The following is a 24,777-nucleotide window of genomic DNA, read 5'->3' as shown; positions in this document are numbered from 1 at the left end:
CTGTAGGTTGGCTATAGGAGCAGCTTTTTATAAAGCTGTGAATAAGGTGTTCTGAGTGTCTGGTGTCCAGTCTTGTTGTGAAACATGTGGGACACTGACTAAATAACGTTTACCTTTGTAATTGACGATGTCGCCTTGCTCATAGGAGACATTGAGTGTCCAGTTTGTCGCAGGATCGGCGTTGGTCCAAAGGCTTGACGTGGATGATGGAGCCCAATCCTGTTGCGCAGTGTGACTAATGACCGCTTTATACACCACACCTTGGTACAGAACATATTCTCCCGCTTGATACGTTTTACCTACGCTCCAACGAGGAGTGTAATTATCCATCGTATCGAAGACATAACCTGCTTCTTTGGCAATCCGGATAAACTCGGCAAGTTTAGGTAAGTTTTGTGTCGCTCCCATACCGCGTTTGCCATCTTCAAATAAGAAATCATGGGTGAGCACAATCACTTTATCGGCGTGCAGTGGGGTGCCACAAGGGAACTCTTGTGTTTTCGAGTTAATTGGTTCGATAGTGGTTGGTGAGCAACTATTTAAGGCTTTATCCACATAGGCCAAAAAGGGAACGGCTTCGGTTAAGCTGTTGGCAGGCATAGGAATACCCCAGTTTTCGGGAGCCCAATCCACATCCCATCCGTGAGTTTGATAGCCTTGATTAGCAAGAATATTCTGCACTTGAATCGAGGCTTTCACACTGTTTGATGGGTTAGCTGGATCGCACACATAACCCGGCTCCCAAGGTTTTAAATTGTCGGATGTCGCGCATAAACCATCAGCTTGGAAGTGCTTTGTGACACGCCAACCGTTGGTATAGGGTAGGCGAGCCAACTCATATCCCTTGTAGTTTGGATAGCTACGAATAGTAGGCAGGTATTTTTCTAATGTGATCAAGTTTTGCTCAAAACTGGCCGCATCACGAACGGGATCTTGATACGAGTGGATTTGATGGTTACCGGTTGCATTACAATCTGCGCCACTGGTGGGGCCAAACTCTTCCACACAGTTATGAATCATATGATCGTAGCTGTGGTTGCCGACAATATGACCTGAATCTAGAGCTAACTTTAGAGCCTCTAGAGCACGATCTTCATTTTCATCACCGATACCATCCAAGTGCCAAGCGTTAAAATAAAAAGTGGCTTTTACCCCGCCTTGGTTTAGAACCTTAATGACTTCTACTGAAGCATTGACCGGGCCATCATCAAAAGTTAAATAAATCGTGCCCTTAGGGGTACTGTTTGCAAAAGAATGACCGGAAATGGCTAACGATATCGCGGTAAATAGAGCCAATTTTTTTAATTTCATCTTAGTATCCATTATTTTAAATCAGAAATTTAAGAGTGACGTTGTTAGTGTTTATATTGATAGAAATAACAAGTCCTTCAGGTAGGCTTATATATTTCTTCTCATTATCCTATCCAGAAGTGTATCGATAAAAATAGCGCTAACTATCCGAAATGGGATTTTGTTCACGAATAACGCAACCGGTTGCGCTTTTTAATGCGGATTTATTTTGCTACAGTTTTTAGGTCGATATTTAAACAAGGGAAGTGTAGAGCATGAAAAAGATCCTACTCTGCTGTAGTGCTGGTATGTCTACCAGTATGTTAGTGAAGAAAATGCAGCAAGCTGCTGAAAGTAAAGGAATTGAGTGCAAAATTGATGCGTTATCAGTGAATGCATTTGAAGAGGCCATCCAAGAATATGATGTCTGCTTATTAGGGCCTCAAGTCCGTTTTCAGTTGGAAGAGCTACGCAAAACGGCCGATGAATATGGCAAAAACATTGCAGCTATCTCTCCTCAAGCTTACGGCATGATGAAAGGTGACGAGGTTCTTCAGCAAGCTTTAGATTTAATTAACTAAATCTGTTTTTCGGACAATATTTTCACTCAATCCTCATTAATTAAATGAGGATAGGGAACTCTTTATCTTAAATATAAGGTGAATCCTATGAAGCTTTATGATGCGATAATTGGAATCGTAGAAAAGCATATAGCCCCCATTGCAGCAAAAGTGGGGAATCAGCCCCATGTACGTGCCATGCGTGATGGTTTTATTGTGGCAATGCCATTTATTATTGTGGGTAGTTTTATTTTAATTTTTGCATTCCCTCCTTTTGCTGAAGATACCACCAATGTTTTTGGTCGCGTGTGGTTAAACTTCGCTACGACGCATTTCGATATCATCATGATGCCGTTCAATATGTCGATGGGCATTATGACCATATTTGTCTCGTTGGGTGTGGCATACAGCTTAGCGAAAGCTTACAAAATGGACGGTATCACGAGTGCAGTTCTGTCACTGATGAGCTTTTTGTTGGTCGCGGCGCCCGCCAAAGAAGACAGTCTATCGATGGCGCATATGGGCGGCACAGGGATTTTCACGGCAGTTATGTGTGCTTTTTTTGCCGTCGAACTGTATCGCTTTATGAAAAAGCATAACATTACCATTCGTATGCCAGAGCAAGTTCCACCTGCGATTGCTCGCTCATTCGAAGTTTTGTTGCCTGTCTTGGCGATTTTCTTGACGCTTTATCCGCTGAGCCTTTTTGTACAATCCGAATATGGCATGTTGATCCCTGATGCAGTGATGGCGATGTTCAAACCGTTGATCAGTGCGTCAAACACACTGCCAGCGATTATCGGCGCGCTGCTGGTGTGTCAATTGTTATGGTTTGCGGGCATTCATGGGGCTGCGATTGTGGTCGGTCTGCTATCTCCCATCTTCTTAACCAATATCAGTGCTAACATTGATGCGTTTGTTACTGGGCAGCCCGTCCCGAATATCTTCACACAGCCATTCTGGGATTTTTACATCTTTATCGGTGGTTCAGGTGCAACCTTAGCGTTAGTGATTTTGATGTCCTTCAGCCGCTCAGCTCATTTAAAAAGCATCGGTCGTATGAGTGCGGTACCAGGATTCTTCCAAATTAACGAACCTGTGATTTTTGGTAGTCCAGTGGTGATGAACCCGATTTTATTCCTGCCTTTCGTTTTCGCTCCCGTAATCAATGCCACCATTGCTTATTTTGCGATTCAGTTGGGCTTTGTCGGTATGGGAGTGGCAACCACGCCATGGACAACACCGGCCATTATCGGTGCGTCATGGGGTAGTGGTTGGACGTTTACGCCTGTGTTGCTGGTCGTGGGTTTACTCATCCTTGATCTGCTCATTTACTTACCTTTCTTCAAAATGTTTGAGAAGCAAGTGGTTGAACAAGAGCAACCTGTGGAAAGTAAAGTCAAAGCAGCGCAACCAAGTGGACAAGGTGTCACGGCATAAGCCGTTTAAGGCTGCCGGTGGGCAGCCTTAGCTTCGGGAGAGAGAAATGGAACAAGAACTTATCGTGATGGAAATTATTTGCAACGCGGGTGAAGCGAGAAGCTTGTGTTATGAAGCATTACGTTTAGCGCGTACTCGATCTTTTGAGCAGGCAGAAGAGAAATTGTGTCAGGCTAAAGAGTGCTTAAACCGAGCTCATTTAATTCAAACACAATTGATTGAAGCCGATCAGGGTGAAGGCAAAGTACCAATGACCTTGGTGATGGTGCATGCTCAAGATCATTTAATGACGACAATTCTGGCACAGGAAATGGCGACTGAAATGGTGGCTTTACACAAACACTTGGCGGGTGAGGAAGCAAAATGTCTCGAAATGCATTAAAGCTGGCAGTCATCGGCGGTGGCAGTAGTTACACCCCAGAGCTTGTGGAAGGGGTTCTCAAAAGATTGGATTTTCTGCCAGTGAAGCAGTTGCACTTTGTGGATATTGAAGCAGGTGCGGAAAAATTACAGATCATTCGAGATCTTGCGCAGAGAATGGTCGACAAAGTTGGAGCTGACATTGAAATTAAAGCGGGCTTTGATCGCCGAGAGGCGATTGCCGGCGCTGATTTCGTTATGACCCAGTTTCGGGTTGGGGGGCTTGCCGCTCGCGCGAATGATGAACGAATTCCACTGAAATATGATGTGATTGGGCAAGAAACCACAGGGCCTGGTGGTTTTGCCAAAGCACTTCGAACGATCCCAGTCATACTGGATATTTGCCGAGACATTGAAGAGCTAGCACCCAATGCCTGGATGCTCAACTTTACCAATCCTGCGGGCTTGGTCTCGGAAGCAGTCAATAAATACTCAAAAGTCAAAAGCATAGGATTATGTAATGTTCCCGTTTCTATGCAAATGATGATTGCTGAAATGATGGCCTGTGAACCTCAAGACCTTCAGCTCGAGTTCGCTGGGCTGAACCATTTAGTTTGGGTGCACCAAGCTTGGTTGGATGGTCAAAATATCACTCAAACCGTTTTAGAAAAGGTGGGTGATGGCGCCAATTTCAGCATGAAAAATATCTGGGAAGAACCTTGGGATCCTGAGTTCTTAAAAGCGTTAGGCGCGATTCCTTGCCCTTATCACCGCTACTTTTACCAAACGGATGCTATGTTGGCAGAAGAGAAAAAAAGTGCTCAAGAGAAAGGAACGCGAGCTGAGCAAGTAATGGTCACTGAAAAGGCCTTATTTGAGCTCTATCAAGATCCAAATCTGGCTCATAAGCCTAAAGAGTTAGAAGCGCGTGGCGGTGCTTATTATTCGGATGCCTCGTTAAATCTTGTTGATGCCATCTACAATAATCGCAATAGTATTCATGTGGTTAATGTGCAGAATCATGGAGCGATCAGTTCATTACCTCATGATGCTGTGATTGAATGCAGTGCGGTGGTGGGCAGTTGGGGAGCAAAACCGATTGCGGTCGGAGAACTTTCACCAAAAATCAGTGGATTGCTACATCAAGTGAAAGCCTATGAGCAGCTTGCGATAGAAGCTGCGGTACACGGTGACTATCACCTTGCTTTGATGGCTTTAACGAATAACCCATTGGTGCCTGATATTGGTCGGGCGAAAGCCATTTTGGATGATATTCTGCGTGAAAATGCCGTTTATCTACCCCAATTTAAACTCACCACATGGTAACGGTAATAAGGTGAATCTCTCAATGAAGGTAATTTTTAACGCGGACGATTTTGGTTTAACTCAAGGTGTCAACCAAGGTATTGTCAAGGCCCACCTTGATGGGGTCGTAAAATCAACCACTTTAATGGTGGGCATGCCTGCAGAGCAGCATGCAGTTCAATTGGCAAAACAGCTTCCCGAATTAAAAATTGGCCTTCATCTGAGGTTTACAGCAGGACGCCCTTTAACGGGAGAAAGAAACTTAACCGATGAACATGGCGTATTCACCGCTTATCGTGATTTTTGGCAGCGTAGAGACTATCAACCTGAGGCGATATACCATGAAGCTATCGCCCAGGTTGAACATTTTCTAAAGCTTGGACTCACTTTAAGTCATCTTGATAGCCATCATCACGCCCATACTCATCCTCAATTGGCTCCGATCATTTATGAAGTGGCTAAAAAATACCATGTTCCACTGCGGGATATTGGTATGGCAGGGGAGGAGGCGTTCGGCTGTCGTTATCATTTCACTGATTTTTTCTATGATCAACGTTTGGGCATCGACCCTTTAATGAAACATCTGCTTGAGCTAAAAGAACGCTTCGATCTGGTTGAGGTTATGTGCCATCCCGCGTTCGTGGATCCATTACTCGAAAAGTGCAGCGGTTATGCCAAGCAAAGAGAAGAAGAGTTGCGCATTCTAACTAGCGCACAATTAATACAATTGTTGGTAGCGCATGATATCGAAATCACGGATTACTCGGCTTTGATTTCTGCTCCTCTGCACTCCTGTGTATGATGGGAGCTGTCTCGCCGAGTGGAGACTTCCGTAAGGGAGTGTCGTGCAAGCTCGCAGTTCCTTGTTTTTCTGAAGTTTCTGACTTCCTATAGGCTCTAATATGGCAAGAATTAAAGATGTTGCTGAACTTGCAGGTGTGAACCGCTCTACCGTATCGAGGATCATCAATGGTGAGGGGAAATTTAAAGAGGAAACGCGGCGTAAGGTTGAGCAAGCAATGGCTCAACTTAATTATCGGCCGAGTGCAATAGCCCGTTCTTTGGCGACCTCCTCATCGAATATGATGGGTCTTCTAGTCACGTATTACACAGGTGGCTTTTTTGGTGAAATGATGGAACAGGTGCAAACTGAGTTGGATATGCACCATAAGTTTTTGATCACAGCACAAGGCCATCACTCTGCACAAGGAGAGAGAGAGGCGATACAGCGCTTTCACGATCTGCGTTGCGATGGGTATGTTCTGCACAGCCGGTATTTATCAGACGATGATTTGCGAGCATTAGCTCAGCAGCCGACTCCCTTTGTTCTTCTCGATCGTTATGTGGCAGGTTTGGAAGAGCGCTGCATTACTTTTGACCATCGTGGAGCAAGCCAGATAGTGGTGGAGCATCTCATTCAGCAAGGCCACAGGAAAATTGCTTGTATCACCGGACCGCTACATAGACACAATAGTCGTCTACGGCAGCAAGGCTATCTCGATGCCTTAGCTCAAGCGGGGATTCTCCCGAGCAAGTCACTGTGTGAAGAAGGCAATTACGGTCGCAAAAGTGGTTATTTTGCGATGCAGCAGCTATTCGCTCGCCACCCCGAGATCACGGCTGTTTTCTCGTGTAGTGAGGAGATGACGACTGGGGCGCTGCAGTATTTACATGAACAAGGTATTGCGGTGCCGGGGCGGATTTCTATCGTCAGTTTTGACAGTGTTGATTTGTGTGAGAGTCTATATCCAACGGTGACGGCGGTACATTTCCCGATCAGCGAAATGGCACGTGCGGCGGTGCAGTCATTGATTGCGATGGTGAAACAGCAACCGACAGTCGGCCCGCAAAGCTTTCGCCCGATCTTAAAAAAGCGTCACGCCGATCAACCACTGTCGAAAATAGCTGAAAGGCAAGACTCATAAACGACCCTCAGTGATTTGAAGTTTACAGCCAACGCTAACGCTGCTGTAAGCGTTAAGTAATAGGGGAGTAAAAAGTCAGCGGGGATAAAAAGTAAGAGCGGATAAAAAAGTGTCGCGAACACAATCGTGTAGACGACACTTTCAGTTTAGACAGTCTGGTTCGCTAAGCTGGGCGGCAGTTTGGCTACCTGCTGGATCAGCAGGGGATTGCCCAGAACATAACTCAGTTCGACTTTGGTCAGTAGCGCCAGTAGGCTTTCCTGACTCTCCGCTTCCTGTACTTTAATGCGTGCTACCGCATCCAAAGGCTCAATCGCGGTGCCAGGTTGGCGCGACGGCAGTTTATCCATCATCGCAATATGTAGAGCGATCAGGTTGTGATCAGCAAGTACCATGCGTGCGTTCCATACTTCCTGAAGATCCACCACATACTCGTCACGACGAGCTTGCGCAGCAAGCACAATCGCTGGTGTTTCAATTTCTTCTGGAGTCGCAAGAATGCGTTTTTGTTTAAACCAAGCTCCGATGGTGTATGACGCCGTGATCCCAGAGAGTGGTACAGAGAACCACAAACCGATTAAGGCTGGAGACATCCACGCCAGTAGGGTCCATGAGTCGAGCATAGCGGCATAACCAAGGAGTACTCCTGCTGTCATATGCCAACGGTGGCGGTACAGCAAGTCTTTGATTGGCAAACTACCGTCATCACGTCGTTGAGGAGCCCAACCACTATCACGTCCAAACAAAATCGACACAACCGCGCCACAGTGGATGAGCATCATGATGGGAGCGACCAGTGCAGACAGTAGGATCTCTGTCACCGCGCTGAGTATGACTCTCAGTCGTCCCCCTAAGGTACGACACATTTCACCATCAAACATCAGCAGCAGTAATCCGAAAATTTTCGGGCTAAATAGAATACCCATGGTGATGTAAAACAGTTGCAATGCGCGTGCGGAGTCCATGACCGGCCAAGTCGGGAACAGTGAAAACTGCTCGGTAAAATACTCAGGACGAATAAAGTGCGCTTGCAGTGCCAGTAACAAACCCGACAAAATCAACAGCAGCCAAAATGGCGAAGAGAGATAGGACATAATGCCCGTAGTCAGGTGCAAACGACTGATCCAGTGCAGACCTTTGGTGCCTATGATGCGGCTGTGTTGCAGGTTGCCTTGACACCAACGGCGATCGCGCACGGCTAAATCGATAATCGAAGGAGGGCACTCTTCAAAAGAGCCACTCAGATCCGCGGCGATGGTAACACTCCAACCTGCGCGACGAATTAAAGCGGCTTCTACGAAATCGTGACTGAGGATATGTCCACCAAAAGGCGGTCTACCAGATAAATGCGGTAGGCCAGCGGCACTCATAAAGGCTTCCGTACGAATAATCGCGTTGTGACCCCAGAAGTTACCTTCCTTTTGTACCCACCAAGCCAGACCAGTACCGACCACTGGACCATAGATGCGAGCGGCAAACTGCTGCACACGAGCCATGAGAGTCGTGCCATTGATCAGCGCCGGAATGGTTTGAATCAATCCAGCATCTGGGTCACTTTGCATCCGTTGAGCCAATGAAATCATAGTACTTGGCTGCATCACACTATCGGCATCCAATACTAATAAGTGGTCGTACCCCGAGCCCCAACGACGGCAGAAATCGGCAATATTACCCGCTTTGCGCGCAATATTTTTACGACGGCGGCGGTAATAGACGTTAGCTTTGCCTGCGGTTTGTTGACGCAGCAACCAGAAGGCTTGCTCTTCAGATAACGCCACTTCAGGATCGGTGGTGTCACTGAGAATAAACCAATCGAAGGCATGTCCGTGTTCAGTTTTCGCTAGAGCCAAAGCCATGGTTTCTACTGCGGCAAAGACGCGATCGGGTGCCTCGTTGTAAGTCGGCATCAAAATTGCGGTACGTGTCGTTAGGGGTTGCTCTGTATTGGGGGCGTGTTTACGACTCGCGAGAACAAAAAATCCAGCAATCGAGCTTGAGAAGGCTAAGGCAATCCAGCAGAAGTTGATAGCAAAGAGAACCAGTACCGCATATTCGATAGGCGTTAGTCCACCGACCAAAAATACGCCGCGCATTTCAAAGATGGCAAAAGCAGAAATGAGTAAAGCAAAACCAACCACAAACACACGTCGCCACGAGCAGGATTTGACCCCATCCGTTTGAATAGCGTCACGCGGAAAACCTTCACTCAGTCGTTTAAGATTTTGTTCCGGCATTTCGCCGTGTTGTTCTGGTGGCATGGCAGAGCCTCCCATTAACTGGGAGGCTCCTTGTTCAACCATTGGGTTTGTCATAAAAAATCCGAGTACTTACTACAGGGTCCAACGATACAACCAAGTTTCTACAGGACGCGCTTCTTGCAAAGTGAGCTCTGCACGTAATTCAGCCAGCGTCACTTCGCCTGGATCAAATTCAAATGAGAGGCGATAGCCATTATTGGCAGGGTTATCACGCAGTACAACGTTACTGATTACCCCAGCATTGCTGCGCACTTTCGGTTCTGGCATCTGTGCAGGCTTGGCACCTTGGACTTGGTAATCAATCACGAACAAACGTTTTGGCGTTGGTTTGGCAATATCGGCACGTCCACTCGCAGTACGGCTTACAGTGATCGCTTGTGGATTCGCTTCTGGTTGCGCACCCCAGTTGAGGTGATAAGAGAAACGATATTCACTGCCTGCTGCAAGAGGTTGTGCTGGCTTCCAGAAGGCGACAATGTTGTCGTGAATTTCTGATTGAGTTGGAATTTCTGTCAACACGACAGCACCAGGACCCCAGTTACCGACCGGTTCAACCCACAGACTTGGACGTTTTTCGTAATGGGCTTCCAAATCTTGGTAGTTGGCGTAATCGCGCTCACGCTGCATCAAACCAAAGCCTTGCGGTGAGTTGTCCATAAAGGCGCTCACTTGCAGTGTGCTAGGGTTAGCCAATGGACGCCACAAACGTTCACCACGTCCGTTGATCATCAATAAACCATCAGAATCATGCACAGAAGGACGGAAATCATCAGTCTTCTCACGGCCATTTGGCGAATGCATGAACATACTGGTTGCCGGAGCTAGACCAACTTTGCTTAACTCCACGCGTGGGAAGAGTACCGCCTCAACGTCCATACGAGTATTTTCTCCTGGACGAATAGAGAAACGATACGCACCAGACACGCTTGGGCTATCCAGCAGGGCATGGACCACAATCAAGTTGGTGTCGTAGTTTGGTTTTTCCACCCAGAAGGCACGGAAAATAGGGAACTCTTCACCCGCTGGATCGGCAGTTTTGATGGCCAAGCCACGCGCAGACAAGCCATAGGCATTGCCTTTACCCAGAGCACGGAAGTAGCTTGCTCCTTGGAATACAAACAGTTCATCAAAATAGGATGGGCTGTTGAGAGGGTAATGCACACGAAGACCACTATAACCAATATCTTCAGTCGGCAGGTTCTGTTGTAGAACTTCGCCAGCGGTGAACATATTGGGGTCGTAACTTAGGTGAGTGGCTTGGTTGCCTTCAACAAGTGCAATTTCAATCAGATCTTGGAAGAAGAAACCGCGATGGAATAGTTGCATTTGATATGGTAGGCCATCTGCTTTCCACACTGCACTGTCGGGTTTAAAACGAATATCGCGGTACTCATCATAACTGATATTGGCCAAACTCTCTGGTAGCGGATCTTTTAAGGCAACATAAGGCTTTTTCGCCAGTTGGCGAGCTAGGCGAACAACGGTGTCGTTATCAAACGATCCCGTTTTGGCAAAGCGAACCACATTTTTAACTTCGCCAGCTTTTGTTGGCTTAGTAGACTCTGAATTCACTGGAGAAGAGGCATTAGTATTTTTAATGTCTGTAGCAAAACCATTATCAGACATCAGCAAAGAAGCCCCAAACAGCAGGGAAAAAAGTACAATCAGTTTTTGCGCATGACGTTGCACGGCGCTGGACACACGAATCATATAGAAATGAACCGATAACAAAGTGAAATACGAAGATAGCTTAAGAGTTTACTGCAATTTTGCTGACCGGACGGTATCGCAGGAAATTGCAGGTCTCATTAAGCGCGAAAGATAGCAGAACTGTAAAAAAATGCACAACATATGTTGTTGAGAACTGTCTTTATCAGATATTTTCTATTCATAAGCTTATATCCTTTAGTTATATGTGATTTTGGAAGGCAAATCACGTTGCGTGAGAGCAAAAAGTTTGGCATAAGCCAGTAATTTGTCGTTTAAGACCTTATAACATAAAAGGTTAATTCTGGTCTGTGACAAGTTGTGAGAAAAAATGACAAAACGAGTGCGCTTTAATCGAATAGTGTTTACTATCGCGACTCCTTCGTTCCAACCTTTTGTTTGACATAATGAAATTAACACTAAAACACAAACTGATTGGCGCAAGTTTATCGGCAGTGGTGGTGATGGCGACGGCATTGACTTGGTTTTCCGCCAGTCAATTGCAACAGCAAACCAGCAATGCGGTTTATACTCGTGCTGACGCAATTTCTTCGACCGCTGCTAAAGGCATCTCAGATTGGATTTCTATTCGTAAATCAATTAGTACTGCGTTTAATGCTCACATTGAAGCACAAAATGTTGTCCCTTATCTGCAACAAGCGCGCAATGCGGGTGGTTTTGACGATATTTTTTACGGTACGACTGATGGCGCGATGTATCGCTCACATCCAGAGCGTAATCGTGCGGATTACGATCCACGTACGCGCCCTTGGTATGAAGATGCAGCCAGTGCGGGTAAGCAGATCATCACCACCGCTTACAGTGATGCGATAACTGGCGCACTGCTTGTGACGATTGCAGAACCTGTTCGCCTTAACGGTAATATGAGTGGTGTAGTTGGCGCAGATGTTCTCATTGATCAGCTGATTGCGGACGTGATCAGCATGGACGCAGGAAAAAATGCACAAACCATGTTGATTGATGGTCAAAACGGTTCGTTCCTAGCGCATCCAGACAAATCCTTGCTACTGAAGCCTGTGACGACGCTCTCTTCTGCTTTGGACATGCGCACTATCGAGCGTGCTGCGAATCAAGGTGAGTTGCTTGCGCTTAAACTGAATGGCGTGGAGAAGTTCTTCTTTTTCACTGCGGTACCCGATACACCTTGGTATTTCGCAGTACAGATGGACAGCGATACCGAATACGCCTCTCATTCTGAGTTGTTAACAGGCCTTATCACTACTGCGCTACTGATCACTGTGATTGTGGTTGTGATTGTCTCTTGGCTCGTCAGCTTCTTGTTCCGTGATTTGGGTCGTGTATCGAAAGCGCTGGAGGAAATTGCCTCTGGTGATGCCGATTTGACACAACGTTTAGAACCTCGCAGTGATGATGAAGTTGGACAACTGGCAAGCAACTTCAATACCTTTGTGAGCAACATGCACACCATGGTACTCAAGTTAAGCCATGTTTCAGCCGCATTGGCGCAGCAGTCGAAAGTGACGGCGGCACAAGCGGAAGAGCGCAGTAGCCGAATTCGCTTGCAACAAGACGAAATCAATATGGTGGCTACCGCAATTAATGAGATGGCTGCTGCCACTCAAGAAATTGCGGGTAATGCGGATCACACGGCGCAAAACGCAGGTGAAGCCGTGACGGCGTGTGTCCATGGCGCGGGTCAAGTCACTCAAACGCAGCGTTCGATTCAATCTTTGGCTGAAGAAGTACAAGTCGCGACCGAAGTTATTCAAGAGCTGGAAGCACATGGTCACCAAATCAGTACGATTCTGTCGACGATTCAGAACATCGCTGAACAGACCAACCTACTGGCGCTGAATGCGGCCATTGAAGCTGCCCGTGCGGGTGAGCAAGGACGTGGTTTTGCTGTCGTGGCTGATGAAGTTCGTGTATTGAGTCAACGTACCCACGCGTCGACCAAAGAAATCCAGCAGATGATTGAAACGCTGCAAGCCACCACAGGTAAAGCGGTAGGTATTATGGATGACAGTCGTCGCCTCGCGGACACCAGTGTTGATGATGCGAATGAAGCTTCGGTTAGCTTGGAGCAGATCCATAAAACTGTAGAACGTATCAGTGATATGGCGACGCAAATTGCGTCAGCGGCTGAAGAGCAAGCCTCTGTGACTTCGGAAATCACTCGCAATACCGTAGGTATTCGTGATGTTTCAAATGATCTCGCGCAAGAAGCTCACTCCGCTGCTGAACAAGCTGCAGAGTTGTCTGAACTGTCTCATGAGTTAGAACAAGAGATCCGTCGTTTTAAACTGTAATGACGTCACTGACAAAGTCAGAGTAAGGAGCGCTTGATGCGCTCCTTTTTCGTTCTTATGCATCTCGTCGTTTCGAGTTTCGATTCGCGGTCAAAGACCTATATAGGGCTCTTAGCCACAGAGCACAGAGCCTAAAGCCACAGAGACTGAATGGCAGTGTGGGGTGGGAGATGGTGTGCGCACTGCGCTTGAAAAAGTTCTGCGGTCGCAATGGCATCCGTCAGCGCATGGTGAGGTGAGTAGGGCGGTAAGTGATAACGCATCCGTGATTGCCCAAGGCGTATTGAGGGTAAAGGTCGACGTGCAATCCGTTGCCACAGCGAGCGTTGCTTATCCAGTAACTGACGTTCAATTTCTAATGTATCCAACACGGGAAACTCGATCGCCTCGCCCCATATATTCAGGCTAATCTGGCGCAAAAAATCACGTTCAATATGCCTAAAGTGTACGACGACAATCTTGCCGTGCAGCGCCTCGAGTAATTCCTTCAACACCTGTTCTGGAGCTTGCGCATGCTGCAACTCGGAGTGCGTGATCCCATGGAACACTATCGACTCCTCTTCAAGCGGTTGAGAGGGTTTTACTAACCAATACCGAGCTTGACTAAGAAAAATCCGTTGAGTAGTAAAAGGCACTAAACCGATACTCACAATGGCATCTTGCTCGGCATTCAGTCCCGTTGTTTCAAAATCGAGGGCAACCAGTGAGCACTGATGAATCGGTGTTGAGCCTTCAACCAGAGGTTGAGCATAAAAGCGCTGTAAATGGGTTTGCCAAGCCTGCTGGGCTAAGTGAGCAAATCGAGCGGGCCAGTAAATCGCAGAATCGAACATGGCGCTCACTTAAAATGTTGGTTGGCTTGGTAACGATACTTAAGATAATTCTGTCCGTTACTGAGGATCTGAAACGCATCTTTTAAGTTGCGTCGTTCAAAATCCGAAAGATGTTCCGGCTCGATACTGTTGTCGGCCTCACGCTCTTGTTCAACATCAATCGCTTGATGGCGAATCCGCACCATAGCGATGAATTCCAAGGCATCACGCAGATCTTTGCCTTTACCTTGTGGGAGCAATCCTGCTTCAATTACATCATCTAAACGTTCAAACGAGTTTTTAGCGCGTGAACCTGCGGCGAGGGCATGTACGCGGATTAAATCTGCCAGTGGTGCTGTCCCGCGACGTTTCAAATTGATGGAGTTGTTATGGCGTCCATCTTTTTCCATCACGAAATTCTTAAAAAAGCCCAGTGGCGGCGTGCGATTGAGCGCATTACGCGCCAAACAGGCTAAAAATCGCTGATTGCGTCTGGCGCGGCGTACAATAAAACCAGACAGTTGCTCGGCCCATTTGGTGCGGCCATAGACACCATCGAGATCAAAAAAAATCGACGCATTGAGCAGAGCTTGCGGGTTGGGATTATCAATCCAGTCAGCAAAGCAGGTTTCCCATTCTTTGCGAGTCATGCGCCATTTTGGATTGCTAGCCATGATCTCACCATCACACAATGGGTATCCGCAGCGGTCTAATCCCCTACACACCAACTCAGCAAATTGAGCAAAATAAGCACCATGCTGCTGCACATCGTAGCGATCATCTAAAATCAGAGCATTATCTTGATCGGTCACAATCAACTGTTCATCGCGTCCCATCGAACCAAAGGCGACAAAACAGTAGGGTAGTGGCGCAGCACCCAACTCGGCCTCGACTAATTCAATGATGCGCTGCGTGAAAGCGCGGCCAATGGTCGACATCGCAGTACCAATCATGTGTGAATTGGCGTCTTCGTTAACTAAACGTACGAAGCTTGCTTTGACTTCATTGGCGAGTTGAGCCAAATCATCAATACAAGTTTGCTGGTAGATACGACTGACTAAAAGCAATGAGTTTTGCGACTCATGGCGTACGATGTCGGTCATGTCGATGATACCAATCGGCTGCCTTTCTCTTAATACAGGGAGGTGGTGAACGTTATTGCGTAGCATGGCGAGCATAGCTTCATAGACGTAAGCGTTATGATCCAGCGAGATGACCTCATGAGTCATGACTTGGCTGACGGTCTGTGTGACATCCATACCTTGCGCCAAGACGCGTCGGCAGAGGTCTCGTTCCGTGACAATGCCGACTACGGGCGTTGAGTCATCTTCCGTATCAAGCAGGATCTGGTTATCGAGGATCAGTAGCGCAGAGACGTTTTCATCTGCCATACGCTGTGCCGCCTGTTGAATAGAGGCTTGTTTGTCTATCGTTGGTGCTGAACGGGTTAACAGCTGTTTGACTTTGCTGGTGATAAGATCATTTTGTTCTTTTTGTTTAGCAACGGTTTGACGCAAGCGTACGGCTTGCTCTACTTCAACAAAATCGGCAAAACTATCAAACTCTTGGTGTAAACGGTGAAAGAGCGCTTCAGGCAAACAGTACAGCAGCGTATCTTCAATTGCAGTGACCGCGAAAGACACTTGGTTACTCGTTAATAACCCCATTTGTCCAAATAGACTGCCTTCCGTCAGTCGATTGTACAGCTCACCATGACGTCGATAGACTTCGACCGCCCCACTACGAACCAAATATAAATCACTGATGGCTTGTTTATAGCCAATAATCGGTGTGTCTTTACGAAAGTAGGCAATTTCAATTTGTTGAGCGATTTCAGGCAGTCGTTCGTTGGGTAAGGCATCAAAAGGCGGATGCTGTTGCAGGAATTGTTGAATCTCGATTAACTCGGCGTCCATGGAGGCTCCTATCGTTACAAACATGCGTTAGGCAATGTTTTTGGCGGTATGGCAGACCATACTACCTCAATTTATTGCCTTAGGGCTAATCGGAGCACGCAGAGAGAGGGAAAGGAGTCTATCTATACCCTTCCTACTTGATGCTGCAGCGGTTTTGGCTACGTTCGTTTACCCCAATCACATAGTGTATCTATGCTCATGGGGATGAACTCACTTGCCGCCTACCTGCAACTCCAAGTAGTTTGGGTATATGAACAGTAAAAAAACAAAAACCGGCCATATTCCAGCCGGTTTAAGAGAGTCATTGACGATGCGATTACATCACCGCAGCAATGCCTTGGCACAAAGGTAGCATGTTTGATTTGGTCATCCCCGCTACGCTGATGCGGCCAGAGCCGACGATATAGATACCCAACTCTGATTTGAGGCGTGCAACTTGCTCTTTGCTTAGGCCAGAGAAAGAGAACATGCCGTTTTGACGCTCGATAAAGCTAAAGTCAGCGTCTACACCCACTTCTTTCAATGTGTTAACGAAAAGTACGCGCATCTCTTGAATACGTTCACGCATTTCCGCGACTTCGGCTTCCCATTCTGCGCGTAATTCTGGGTTGTTCAGAATATAAGTGACAACGGCAGCACCGTGAGCCGGTGGGTTTGAGTAGATAGAGCGGATAATCGCTTTAACTTGTGAGAACGCCGTTTCTGCAACGGTTGTTGAAGGTGCAACCAGCGTGAAGGCACCGACACGTTCGTTGTACAAGCCAAAGTTCTTTGAGAAAGAGCTGGCAACCAGAATCTCAGAGTTGTATTTCGCAAAAATACGTAGGCCAGCCGCGTCTTCTTCCACACCTGAAGCAAAGCCCTGGTAAGCAAAGTCAAACAGAGGCAGTAAGCCTTTGTCAGCCACCAATTTCGCCAGTACTTCCCACTCTTGCTCTGTTGGGTCAATACCCGTTGGATTGTGGCAGCAGCCGTGCAGTAAAACCACATCGCCTTTCTCTGCCTGCTCTAAATCTGCCAGCATAGCGGCAAAATCTTTGTCTTTGGCTTTGGCATCATAATAAGCGTATTGCGTAGTTTCTAAGCCAGCGGCATTGAACACACCGTGATGGTTAGCCCAAGTTGGGTTACTGATCCAGACTTTCACATCGCCCAGTTGACGCTTAATAAATTCACCCGCCACACGCAGCGCACCAGTGCCACCAGGGGCTTGCGCTGTTTTTGCCAGTTTTTGTGTCACTATGTCTGAATTCGCGCCGAACAGCAGTTTTTGTACTGCTAAACCGTACTCAGCTGTCCCTTCAATCGTGAGATAAGATTTGGTTTTCTCTGACTCAAGCAGTGCGGCTTCTGCTTTCTTTACAGTAGCGAGAACCGGGGTTTCACCTGCTTCATTCTTATAAATACCTACACCGAGGTTAATTTTGTCGGTACGAGGGTCTTTTTTGAACTCTTCAGTTAAACCTAGGATAGGGTCAGCGGGAGCGGCAACGACTTTTTCGAACATAAAGCACATCCATGTCAAGTTAGGGTGGGAAGGGATGATTGAACTCATCAAAATTTACCGTATTTATACCTCCCTCGTATTCTGGTGACAACAGCACCTGAAAGAAAATATCGAAAAATTTTTACTTGGCTGAAAAACTGCGAATAGTCGGTCATTTGTGATGTAAAAGTCTTAGGCTTTTCAGCCTAAGGCGAGATGAATTTTTGTCCGGTTATTGAGGCAATACATCAATAAGATAAGATTTGGCGATGTTCAGATCATTACGTATTAAATTTTCATTTCTTTCCATCGTCATGGATTGAGCATCCGCAAAGCAAAGCAAAGCAAAGCAAAGCAAAGCAAAGCAAAGCAGCAAGTGAGTTCATCCCCATGAGCATAGATAAACTATGTCATTGGGGTGAACGAACGTCGCCAACACCGCTGCAGCTTCAAGCAGGAAGGGTATAACTACAACCTTATGCGGCATCTTTAAAGTGTGCTGCAATGGCCACGAACTTTTCCTCAACCGCGAGAAAAGCCTCGACCACGGCAGGATCAAAATGGTGACCACTGCCTTCGACAATAATGGCTTTGGCTTTGTCATGACTAAAAGCCGGTTTATAGACCCGAGCTGAAATCAAGGCATCATACACATCGGCTAACGCCATTAAGCGACCGGAAAGCGGGATGGCTTCTCCTTGTAATTGCGCCGGATAACCCGTGCCATCCCATTTTTCGTGGTGAGTGAGAGCAATTTCTTTGGCAATGGCGAGGAAGGAGCTCGTCCCTAAATGGCGCTCAGCAATCGCAAGTGCTTGCGCCCCGATACGCGGATGCTCTTTCATGACGGAGAACTCCTCATCGGTCAGTTTGCCCGGTTTGAGCAGAACCGAATCTGGAATGCCAACCTTGCCTACATCATGTAATGGCGCGGATTTGTAGAGTAGTTCGATATAAGCCGGGGTTAACAGCGTTGAATATTGGGGAAAAGCAGCGAGATATTCTGCTAACGCTTTGACGTATTCTTGAGTGCGAAGAATATGTGCCCCTGTCTCGTTATCTCGTGATTCCGCAAGAGCCGATAAGCTGACGATAGCCACATCACGTGTGGTTTTGACCTCATTTTGCGTAGCTTCTAAGCTGTCTAACATCTGATTGGTCAACATGGCGACATTGCCTAACTCATCGTTAGAGTAGACGGGAAGGCGTACTTGGAGGTTGCCTTGCGTCACGGCTTGCAATGAGCGCTCCTGATGGTCGAGGATCTCTTTCATCACTCGACTCCAGAGTACGAGAATGGCCGTGATGTAGCCGCCTAACACCAAGGACAAAAAGGCAAACTCTTTCACAATGCTGATCTTGCCACTGCCATCAAGTAGGCGCGCAGGGTTATTTTCCAGCCAGTGAATATCTTTGATTGCGACCATGCTGAGCATCACCGTCAGTGTGCTGATTAAAAGGACGATCAAGCCAATCAGCTGTTTGACTAAGGAACGTCGCTCATCAGAAGAGAGAGCAAGGTTCTGACTTTGAGGCATTTGGCGCAGCGTTCTTAACTTACTGCTTAATTGCAATAACGCTCCGGTGAAGAAACCAAATAAGGTCATTCCAAACAGTACTTTTAAATTACTGTCTAACGTGAACTGGTATTGCAGATTGTAGTAAAGCGCTAAAGGCAGGCTCATTGCGAAGAGGAGTGCCGTGTCCAATTGGATAAATTGCTGTTTTCTTGCCCAAATGTGCTGGCGAAGCAGAGTATGCCGAATCAGCCATGCGAGGATGAAGACAGCACCCACCTGAGTGGCGATTTCACGAGTGCTTAATGTCGCGAGAAAAGGACAGACTCGGCTTGTGTAAAGCGCAAAGAGCACTCCAGCAAGCGCATAAAGTCCAAACGTCAGTGGGGCATGGTAAATCGTGTTTTTCATAGCAAGTGATAGAACCCAAATGGTCAATAAGTTACGGCTAGTTAAGTATAAGCAGCATCATTAAAGTGAGTGCGATTTATTATCATTTTGAATAAAGGCGCGGATTTTATAGACATTGCTGGGTGATGACCACTTTAAAACGAACATTTTTTGAGTGGTCGTATCAGAGTGTAACGATTGAGAGGAGCAATAATTGCTTTTTGTATCAAGGAATACTGTTAAGATACGTCCTGTAGTCGGGGAGCCTGAGAGCGTATATACCCTTCTTACTTGAAGCTGCAGCGGTGTTGGCTACGTTCGTTCACCCCAATCACATAGTTTATCTATGCTCATGGGGATGAACTCACTTGCCGCCTACCTGCAACTCCAAGTAGTTTGGGTATAACAACGTGCGAATTAAAGGCTGAGATCGCGTAGCGAGACCCGTTGAACCTGATTCAGTTAGGACTGACGTAGGGAACTATCCTCAACCGCTGGTATTGTCTCACCATTGATTTGCAGTTTGGGATCAGTTCCTGTTTTCACAGGAGCTTTTATGTCAACAATCTCTTCTATTCATACTCCCATAGTGCTGACTATCGCAGGCTCAGATAGCGGTGGTGGTGCTGGAATTCAAGCCGATATCAAAGCCATTTCAGCGACAGGGGGTTATGCCTGCTCAGTGATTACCGCGATTACCGCACAAAATACGCAGGGTGTTTCCGCCGTTTTTCCTTTGCCATTAGCGGTGGTTGAGCAACAGTTAGACGCCGTGTTTAGCGATATTCCCGTCTTGGCAGTCAAAATTGGTATGCTGGCGGATGCCCCAATCATCGCTCTGGTTGCTAAGAAATTACGCCAATATCAACCGAAATGGATTGTGCTCGACCCAGTGATGATCTCAACCAGTGGCCATCATTTATTGGCGGCAGAGGCGGTCGAGACGTTAATACGTGAGCTATTACCGTTAGCCAATCTCATTACGCCTAATCTGCCAGAAGCGGCGGTTTTAGTGGGGATGACACAACAAGAATGGCAGCAGAATCCGCAGCAGGGTATTACCGTGCTTAGTCAGTTAAACACACCAGCGGTACTGCTCAAAGGCGGTCACGACCATCAGCAAGCCAACAGTGATGACTTACTGATTCAAAGTGGTGATAGTCGTCATTTCTGTGCGCCCCGTATTGCTACGAAGAATACGCATGGCACGGGCTGCTCACTCTCATCTGCGATTGCTTCATACTTAGCGCAGGGGGCTGAGTTAGTGGAAGCGGTGGATAAAGCCAAACAGTATATCCACCAAGCGATTGTGCATGCCGATCAATTGAGGATCGGCCAAGGTTATGGGCCGATACACCATTTTTATCTACTGCAAATGGCTAAAAGCCAACAGAAAAGCCAATAAGAGTGAGCTTGAGGTATAAAAAACCGTCTCGTTTGAGACGGTTTTTACATTCAACAGAGCGGAATTAGAAACTCGCGCTGCGTGGGGTACGTGGGAATGGGATCACGTCACGCACGTTGCCCATACCAGTGACGTAAGAGACTAGACGCTCGAAGCCCAGACCAAAGCCCGCGTGCGGCACTGTGCCGTAACGGCGCAGGTCGCGATACCAGTCCATGTGCTCAGGATCGATGCCAAATTCACGCATACGCGCATCAAGAATATCCAAACGCTCTTCACGCTGTGAACCGCCGATGATTTCACCAATGCCCGGTGCCAAGACGTCCATCGCTGCAACGGTTTTGCCATCTTCGTTCATACGCATGTAAAACGCTTTGATGTCTTTTGGATAGTTCTTCACGATAACAGGTGCTTTGAAGTGCTCTTCTGCAAGGAAACGCTCGTGCTCAGAAGCTAAATCAATGCCCCATTCAACAGGGAACTCAAACGTTTTGCCGCAGTTTTTCAGAATTTCAATCGCATCAGTGTAATCCACTTGTGCGAAATCAGATTCAACAAATTGCTCAAGACGCGCAATCACTTCGTTATTAATACGATCGTTAAAGAACTCAAGATCGTCACGACGCTCTGCCAGTACGGCTTTGAACACGTACTTCAGCATATCTTCCGCCAGCTTTGCTACAGTGTTCAGGTCAGCGAATGCAACTTCAGGTTCAACCATCCAGAATTCCGCCAAGTGACGGCTGGTGTTTGAGTTTTCCGCACGGAATGTTGGGCCGAAAGTGTACACTTTGCTGATCGCACAAGCGTAAGCTTCCGCGTTGAGCTGGCCTGATACGGTCAGGAAGGTTTCTTTACCAAAGAAGTCTTGGTTGTAATCCACTTTACCTGCATCAGTACGCGGCAGGTTTTCCATATCCAGCGTTGAAACGCGGAACATTTCACCTGCGCCTTCTGCATCAGAAGCGGTGATCAGTGGAGCTGAAACCCAGAAGTAACCTTGCTCATGGTAGAAACGGTGAATCGCTTGCGCCAAACAGTTACGAACACGCGCAACCGCACCGATCACGTTAGTACGTGGACGCAGGTGAGCCACTTCACGCAGATATTCAATTGAATGACGAGTTTTCGCCATTGGGTAAGTGTCGGCATCTTCAACCCAACCGACTACTTTTACGTCGGTTGCTGCTAGCTCAAATGCTTGGCCTGAAGCTGGAGATTCAACAATCTTACCGGTTACTTCAACGGAACAGCCCGTAGTGAGTTTCAGAACTTCGTTGTCGTAATTATTGAGATTATTAGGAACCACGGCCTGAATCGGGTTGAAACAAGAGCCGTCATAGATGGCAAGAAACGAAATTCCAGCTTTGGAATCACGACGTGTGCGAATCCAGCCGCGAACAGTGACTTCACTGTCTACTGCGAGCTTGCCGCTGAGTACGTCATTTACAGGCGCGTAAGTCATGTTTATTACAGTCTCCGTTGAGATAAAAGACACCCCGATGCCATTTGCTGCATTCATTGCGCAAAAAATAGACGAAACATCGGGTTGTAGAGAGTTTTACAGATTCAACGGAACATATTACCTGTCAATTTGTCAGCTTCAACCTTTAATGTGGTTTCCGCGCAGAATTCTTAGCAATCAAAGTAAATTGATTCAGCAAGGATTCTAATTGTTGTGATAAATGTTCAAGATCGATGCTGATCTCACGCGTCTCACTTGCCGATTGTGATGTGTTGTTCGCGTGATGAGTGATGACATCAACCTTATTTTGGATCTCATGACTGACTTCCGTGGTGCGTTTGGTCTGCTCTTGAATGCCCATAGCATGGCTTAGCACTTGTTGCATTTCGCTGACCACACGAGTCATGGCCGCTGAGAGCTCTTCCACTTCGGATGAACGCTGATGCGCATGAGAGCAGACGGTATCGACCGAAGAGAGCGAGGCTTGGCTGTCACGCTGAAATCCTGCGATGATGTTTTCAATATTTCCGGTGGCTTCCGTGGTGCGTGATGCAAGATGACGCACTTCATCTGCAACGACAGCAAAACCGCGACCTTGTTCGCCCGCTCGCGCCGCCTCAATAGCGGCATTCAGCGCAAGTAAGTTAGTTTGTTCGGCAATGCCTTTGATCACGCCAAGAATGGATGATACTTGGCCAGTTTGATTATTTAATTCCACAATACGTTGTTTGACCGCCTCAATATCGCCCACCAGATTTTTGATATCTTCACTGGCTGCGTGTGCTTGCTTGGCACTTTGCTGAACAATACTGGTGGTGTGATTGACCAATTTAGACGCTTCTTCGGTCGCAAACTCCACTTGTTGCTGCTTACCTTGCATATCCGTGATGTTGGTTTGCACTTCTGCAGTTTCTTTTTGTTGATTGTTGGCCGCCTGATCGGTGACTTGTGCAACATTCGTAAGCTTTTTAGCCGAATCAGCAAGGGAATGGGAAGTGTCTTGCACTTGTTGCAAGCTGTCTGACACCGTATCCATCAGTGAGTTGATGGATACCGCCAGTTGCCCGAGTTCATCTTTTCTATCGTTTTCGAGTCGATGGGAAAGATCTTTACTCTTACTCACCTCACACATAAAGGCCGACGTTTTTTGCAAAGGGAGAACGATAATTCTACGCATGAAAAACAGCGTCAACATAAAACCAAACAGCGCAATAACCGACATAATGCCGACGCCAATAAGAGTGCGATGATTCACCATTTGCGTTAAGTGGTTAAGATTAAACTCAAGACGAATTACACCAAGCACTTCACCTTCTGGTGCGATGTGACAAGCCACACAGTTAGTACCACGATAGTTTTCACTCGACTTCATCGGTAAGGCAACCACAATGCCTTTTCCCCAATCGGCTTGATAGGGCTCTATAATGGTCTCGCCTTGTAATGCCCGTTGATCAATTTCATCTTTCGGTTGTTGATCCGTGCTTCCGGGGCCATAAATCTTATTTAAAGAAGGCGCTCGAATGACGCGAACTTGTTCAATGCCATCTTGTGCTAATGCTTTTTGGCGTAGCGTCTCTTTTTGTGCCATGGTGCCAGTCAGCATCATCATGTTCAGGCTATCAAAGTAGTTACTGGCTTTGTCGTGCAGCTGCTCACTTAACACGGAATGAATGAGATCTTTTTGCTGCCAATATTGATAAGACGTTGAGCCCGCCAAAACTAAGGCAAACACGGTGATTAATGTCAGCAGCAATTTACTAAGAATGGATGAGTTCATGATAGTTTTGTAATTATAAGTGACCCCGACTTATGTAAATATAGCGTTAATTCACTAGGTGACAAACGTAGACCAATTGTTAGTGTGACCTTAACCAAAGTGTGAGTTTAAATATGAGGTATGACGCATACTCTTAGGGGGGAGTTAAAGCCTATCACATGGATGACTCTTAGCTATACCCTTCCTACTTGAAGCTGCAGCGGTGTTGGCTACGTTCGTTCACTCCAATCACATAGTCTATCTATGCTCATGGGGACTCACTCACTTGCCGCCTACCTGCAACTCCAAGTAGTTTGGGTATATTGCATTGATTATTGAGGAATGTTTCTCAGTCGCTGGTGTGAGAGGGGCGGTTTGTCCGAATTATGTTTTGAATAGCCTTGTTTCAGCAGCAGAGATTTCTTAGTATTGCGGCTCTTTTTATGCCCCGAGAATGATGATGAAAACAGAATTATACAAAGAGTTTATGTTTGAGGCTGCTCACCACTTACCGCATGTGCCCGCTGGTCATAAGTGTGGTCGTTTGCATGGACACTCTTTTTTAGTTCGTCTGTATGTTGAAGGTGAGGTTGATCCCCATACAGGTTGGGTTGTGGATTTTGCGGAAATTAAAGCCGCATTCAAACCGATTTATGATCGTCTCGATCACTATTATCTGAATGATATCGAAGGGTTAGAAAACCCAACTAGTGAAGTGTTGGCAAAGTGGATTTGGCAACAGCTCAAGCCCAGTTTACCGCTGCTGAGCAAAGTCGAGATCAAAGAAACCTGCACGGCGGGTTGTATTTATCGCGGTGAATAGCGCATTGATCTGAGATGCAATCTGATTATGCAAAGCATAAAAAAACGCCCGGATATCCGGGCGTTTTTGTA

Annotated in this window: 18 protein-coding genes; 9 read left to right on the top strand and 9 right to left on the bottom strand. The window is 46.9% G+C overall.

Going from position 1 to position 24,777, the window contains the following annotated elements; genetic code table 11:
- Positions 1 to 27: 27 nt before the first annotated feature.
- Positions 28 to 1,323, bottom strand: coding sequence for a chitin oligosaccharide deacetylase (cod, locus tag F0316_RS07730; RefSeq protein ID WP_001881046.1), 1,296 nt, complete (start codon positions 1,321 to 1,323; stop codon positions 28 to 30).
- Positions 1,324 to 1,565: 242 nt separating this feature from the next.
- Between cod and F0316_RS07725 the strand changes: the two genes are divergently transcribed.
- The 6 genes from F0316_RS07725 (at position 1,566) to F0316_RS07700 (ending at position 6,880) form a co-directional block, all read left to right on the top strand.
- Positions 1,566 to 1,871 carry a PTS sugar transporter subunit IIB gene (locus tag F0316_RS07725; RefSeq protein ID WP_000722179.1) on the top strand — a complete coding sequence of 102 codons (306 nt, stop codon included), beginning with the start codon at positions 1,566 to 1,568 and terminating at the stop codon, positions 1,869 to 1,871.
- Between the two features lie 87 nt (positions 1,872 to 1,958).
- Positions 1,959 to 3,290, top strand: a complete 1,332-nt coding sequence (locus tag F0316_RS07720) for a PTS sugar transporter subunit IIC (RefSeq protein WP_060779496.1) — start codon at positions 1,959 to 1,961, stop codon at positions 3,288 to 3,290.
- A 46-nt stretch (positions 3,291 to 3,336) separates the two neighbouring features.
- Positions 3,337 to 3,672: a PTS lactose/cellobiose transporter subunit IIA gene (locus tag F0316_RS07715; RefSeq protein WP_000434480.1), complete on the top strand. Its 336-nt coding sequence runs from the start codon at positions 3,337 to 3,339 to the stop codon at positions 3,670 to 3,672.
- Positions 3,654 to 4,976 (top strand): 6-phospho-beta-glucosidase, encoded by a 1,323-nt coding sequence (locus tag F0316_RS07710; RefSeq protein ID WP_084981695.1) that lies wholly within the window; start codon positions 3,654 to 3,656, stop codon positions 4,974 to 4,976. The genes F0316_RS07715 and F0316_RS07710 overlap by 19 nt, the downstream gene beginning before the upstream one ends.
- A 22-nt stretch (positions 4,977 to 4,998) precedes the next feature.
- A complete protein-coding gene (chbG, locus tag F0316_RS07705; protein ID WP_000864268.1) occupies positions 4,999 to 5,757 on the top strand; it encodes a chitin disaccharide deacetylase in 759 nt (252 codons plus the stop codon).
- A gap of 100 nt (positions 5,758 to 5,857) precedes the next feature.
- Positions 5,858 to 6,880 carry a LacI family DNA-binding transcriptional regulator gene (locus tag F0316_RS07700; protein WP_000101062.1) on the top strand — a complete coding sequence of 341 codons (1,023 nt, stop codon included), beginning with the start codon at positions 5,858 to 5,860 and terminating at the stop codon, positions 6,878 to 6,880.
- Between the two features lie 146 nt (positions 6,881 to 7,026).
- On the opposite strand, the gene mdoH is transcribed toward F0316_RS07700, so the two are convergent.
- Positions 7,027 to 9,138, bottom strand: coding sequence for a glucans biosynthesis glucosyltransferase MdoH (mdoH, locus tag F0316_RS07695; protein WP_002023035.1), 2,112 nt, complete (start codon positions 9,136 to 9,138; stop codon positions 7,027 to 7,029).
- Between the two features lie 72 nt (positions 9,139 to 9,210).
- Positions 9,211 to 10,848 carry a glucan biosynthesis protein G gene (locus F0316_RS07690; protein WP_000621906.1) on the bottom strand — a complete coding sequence of 546 codons (1,638 nt, stop codon included), beginning with the start codon at positions 10,846 to 10,848 and terminating at the stop codon, positions 9,211 to 9,213.
- Positions 10,849 to 11,252: 404 nt separating this feature from the next.
- Between F0316_RS07690 and F0316_RS07685 the strand changes: the two genes are divergently transcribed.
- The gene (locus F0316_RS07685) at positions 11,253 to 13,136 is read left to right on the top strand and encodes a methyl-accepting chemotaxis protein (protein ID WP_172625988.1); all 1,884 of its coding nucleotides are present in this window, start codon (positions 11,253 to 11,255) and stop codon (positions 13,134 to 13,136) included.
- A gap of 131 nt (positions 13,137 to 13,267) precedes the next feature.
- On the opposite strand, the gene F0316_RS07680 is transcribed toward F0316_RS07685, so the two are convergent.
- The 4 genes from F0316_RS07680 to F0316_RS07665 form a co-directional block, all read right to left on the bottom strand.
- Complete coding sequence (locus tag F0316_RS07680) at positions 13,268 to 13,969, bottom strand: 3'-5' exonuclease (RefSeq protein ID WP_172625987.1); 702 nt, start codon at positions 13,967 to 13,969, stop codon at positions 13,268 to 13,270.
- A gap of 5 nt (positions 13,970 to 13,974) precedes the next feature.
- Positions 13,975 to 15,864 (bottom strand): CBS domain-containing protein, encoded by a 1,890-nt coding sequence (locus tag F0316_RS07675; protein WP_162808153.1) that lies wholly within the window; start codon positions 15,862 to 15,864, stop codon positions 13,975 to 13,977.
- Between the two features lie 316 nt (positions 15,865 to 16,180).
- Positions 16,181 to 17,371, bottom strand: a complete 1,191-nt coding sequence (locus F0316_RS07670; protein ID WP_000462147.1) for an amino acid aminotransferase — start codon at positions 17,369 to 17,371, stop codon at positions 16,181 to 16,183.
- Between the two features lie 455 nt (positions 17,372 to 17,826).
- Entirely contained in the window at positions 17,827 to 19,278 is a 1,452-nt protein-coding gene (locus tag F0316_RS07665) for an HD-GYP domain-containing protein (RefSeq protein WP_053055794.1), read from the bottom strand.
- A gap of 535 nt (positions 19,279 to 19,813) precedes the next feature.
- Between F0316_RS07665 and thiD the strand changes: the two genes are divergently transcribed.
- A complete protein-coding gene (gene thiD, locus F0316_RS07660; RefSeq protein ID WP_118089982.1) occupies positions 19,814 to 20,662 on the top strand; it encodes a bifunctional hydroxymethylpyrimidine kinase/phosphomethylpyrimidine kinase in 849 nt (282 codons plus the stop codon).
- Between the two features lie 64 nt (positions 20,663 to 20,726).
- On the opposite strand, the gene asnS is transcribed toward thiD, so the two are convergent.
- On the bottom strand, positions 20,727 to 22,127 hold the full coding sequence (gene asnS, locus F0316_RS07655) for an asparagine--tRNA ligase (RefSeq protein ID WP_069730374.1): 1,401 nt from the start codon (positions 22,125 to 22,127) through the stop codon (positions 20,727 to 20,729).
- Positions 22,128 to 22,272: 145 nt separating this feature from the next.
- The gene (locus tag F0316_RS07650) at positions 22,273 to 23,904 is read right to left on the bottom strand and encodes a methyl-accepting chemotaxis protein (RefSeq protein WP_001088888.1); all 1,632 of its coding nucleotides are present in this window, start codon (positions 23,902 to 23,904) and stop codon (positions 22,273 to 22,275) included.
- Positions 23,905 to 24,343: 439 nt separating this feature from the next.
- Between F0316_RS07650 and queD the strand changes: the two genes are divergently transcribed.
- Entirely contained in the window at positions 24,344 to 24,706 is a 363-nt protein-coding gene (gene queD / locus F0316_RS07645) for a 6-carboxytetrahydropterin synthase QueD (RefSeq protein WP_000845978.1), read from the top strand.
- Positions 24,707 to 24,777 lie beyond the last annotated feature (71 nt).

It is taken from the genome of Vibrio cholerae, from assembly GCF_008369605.1.
GTDB classification, from domain to species: Bacteria; Pseudomonadota; Gammaproteobacteria; order Enterobacterales; family Vibrionaceae; genus Vibrio; species Vibrio cholerae.
Note: the sequence above shows the minus strand (reverse complement) of the source record. Positions and strands in the feature narration are given on the sequence as shown.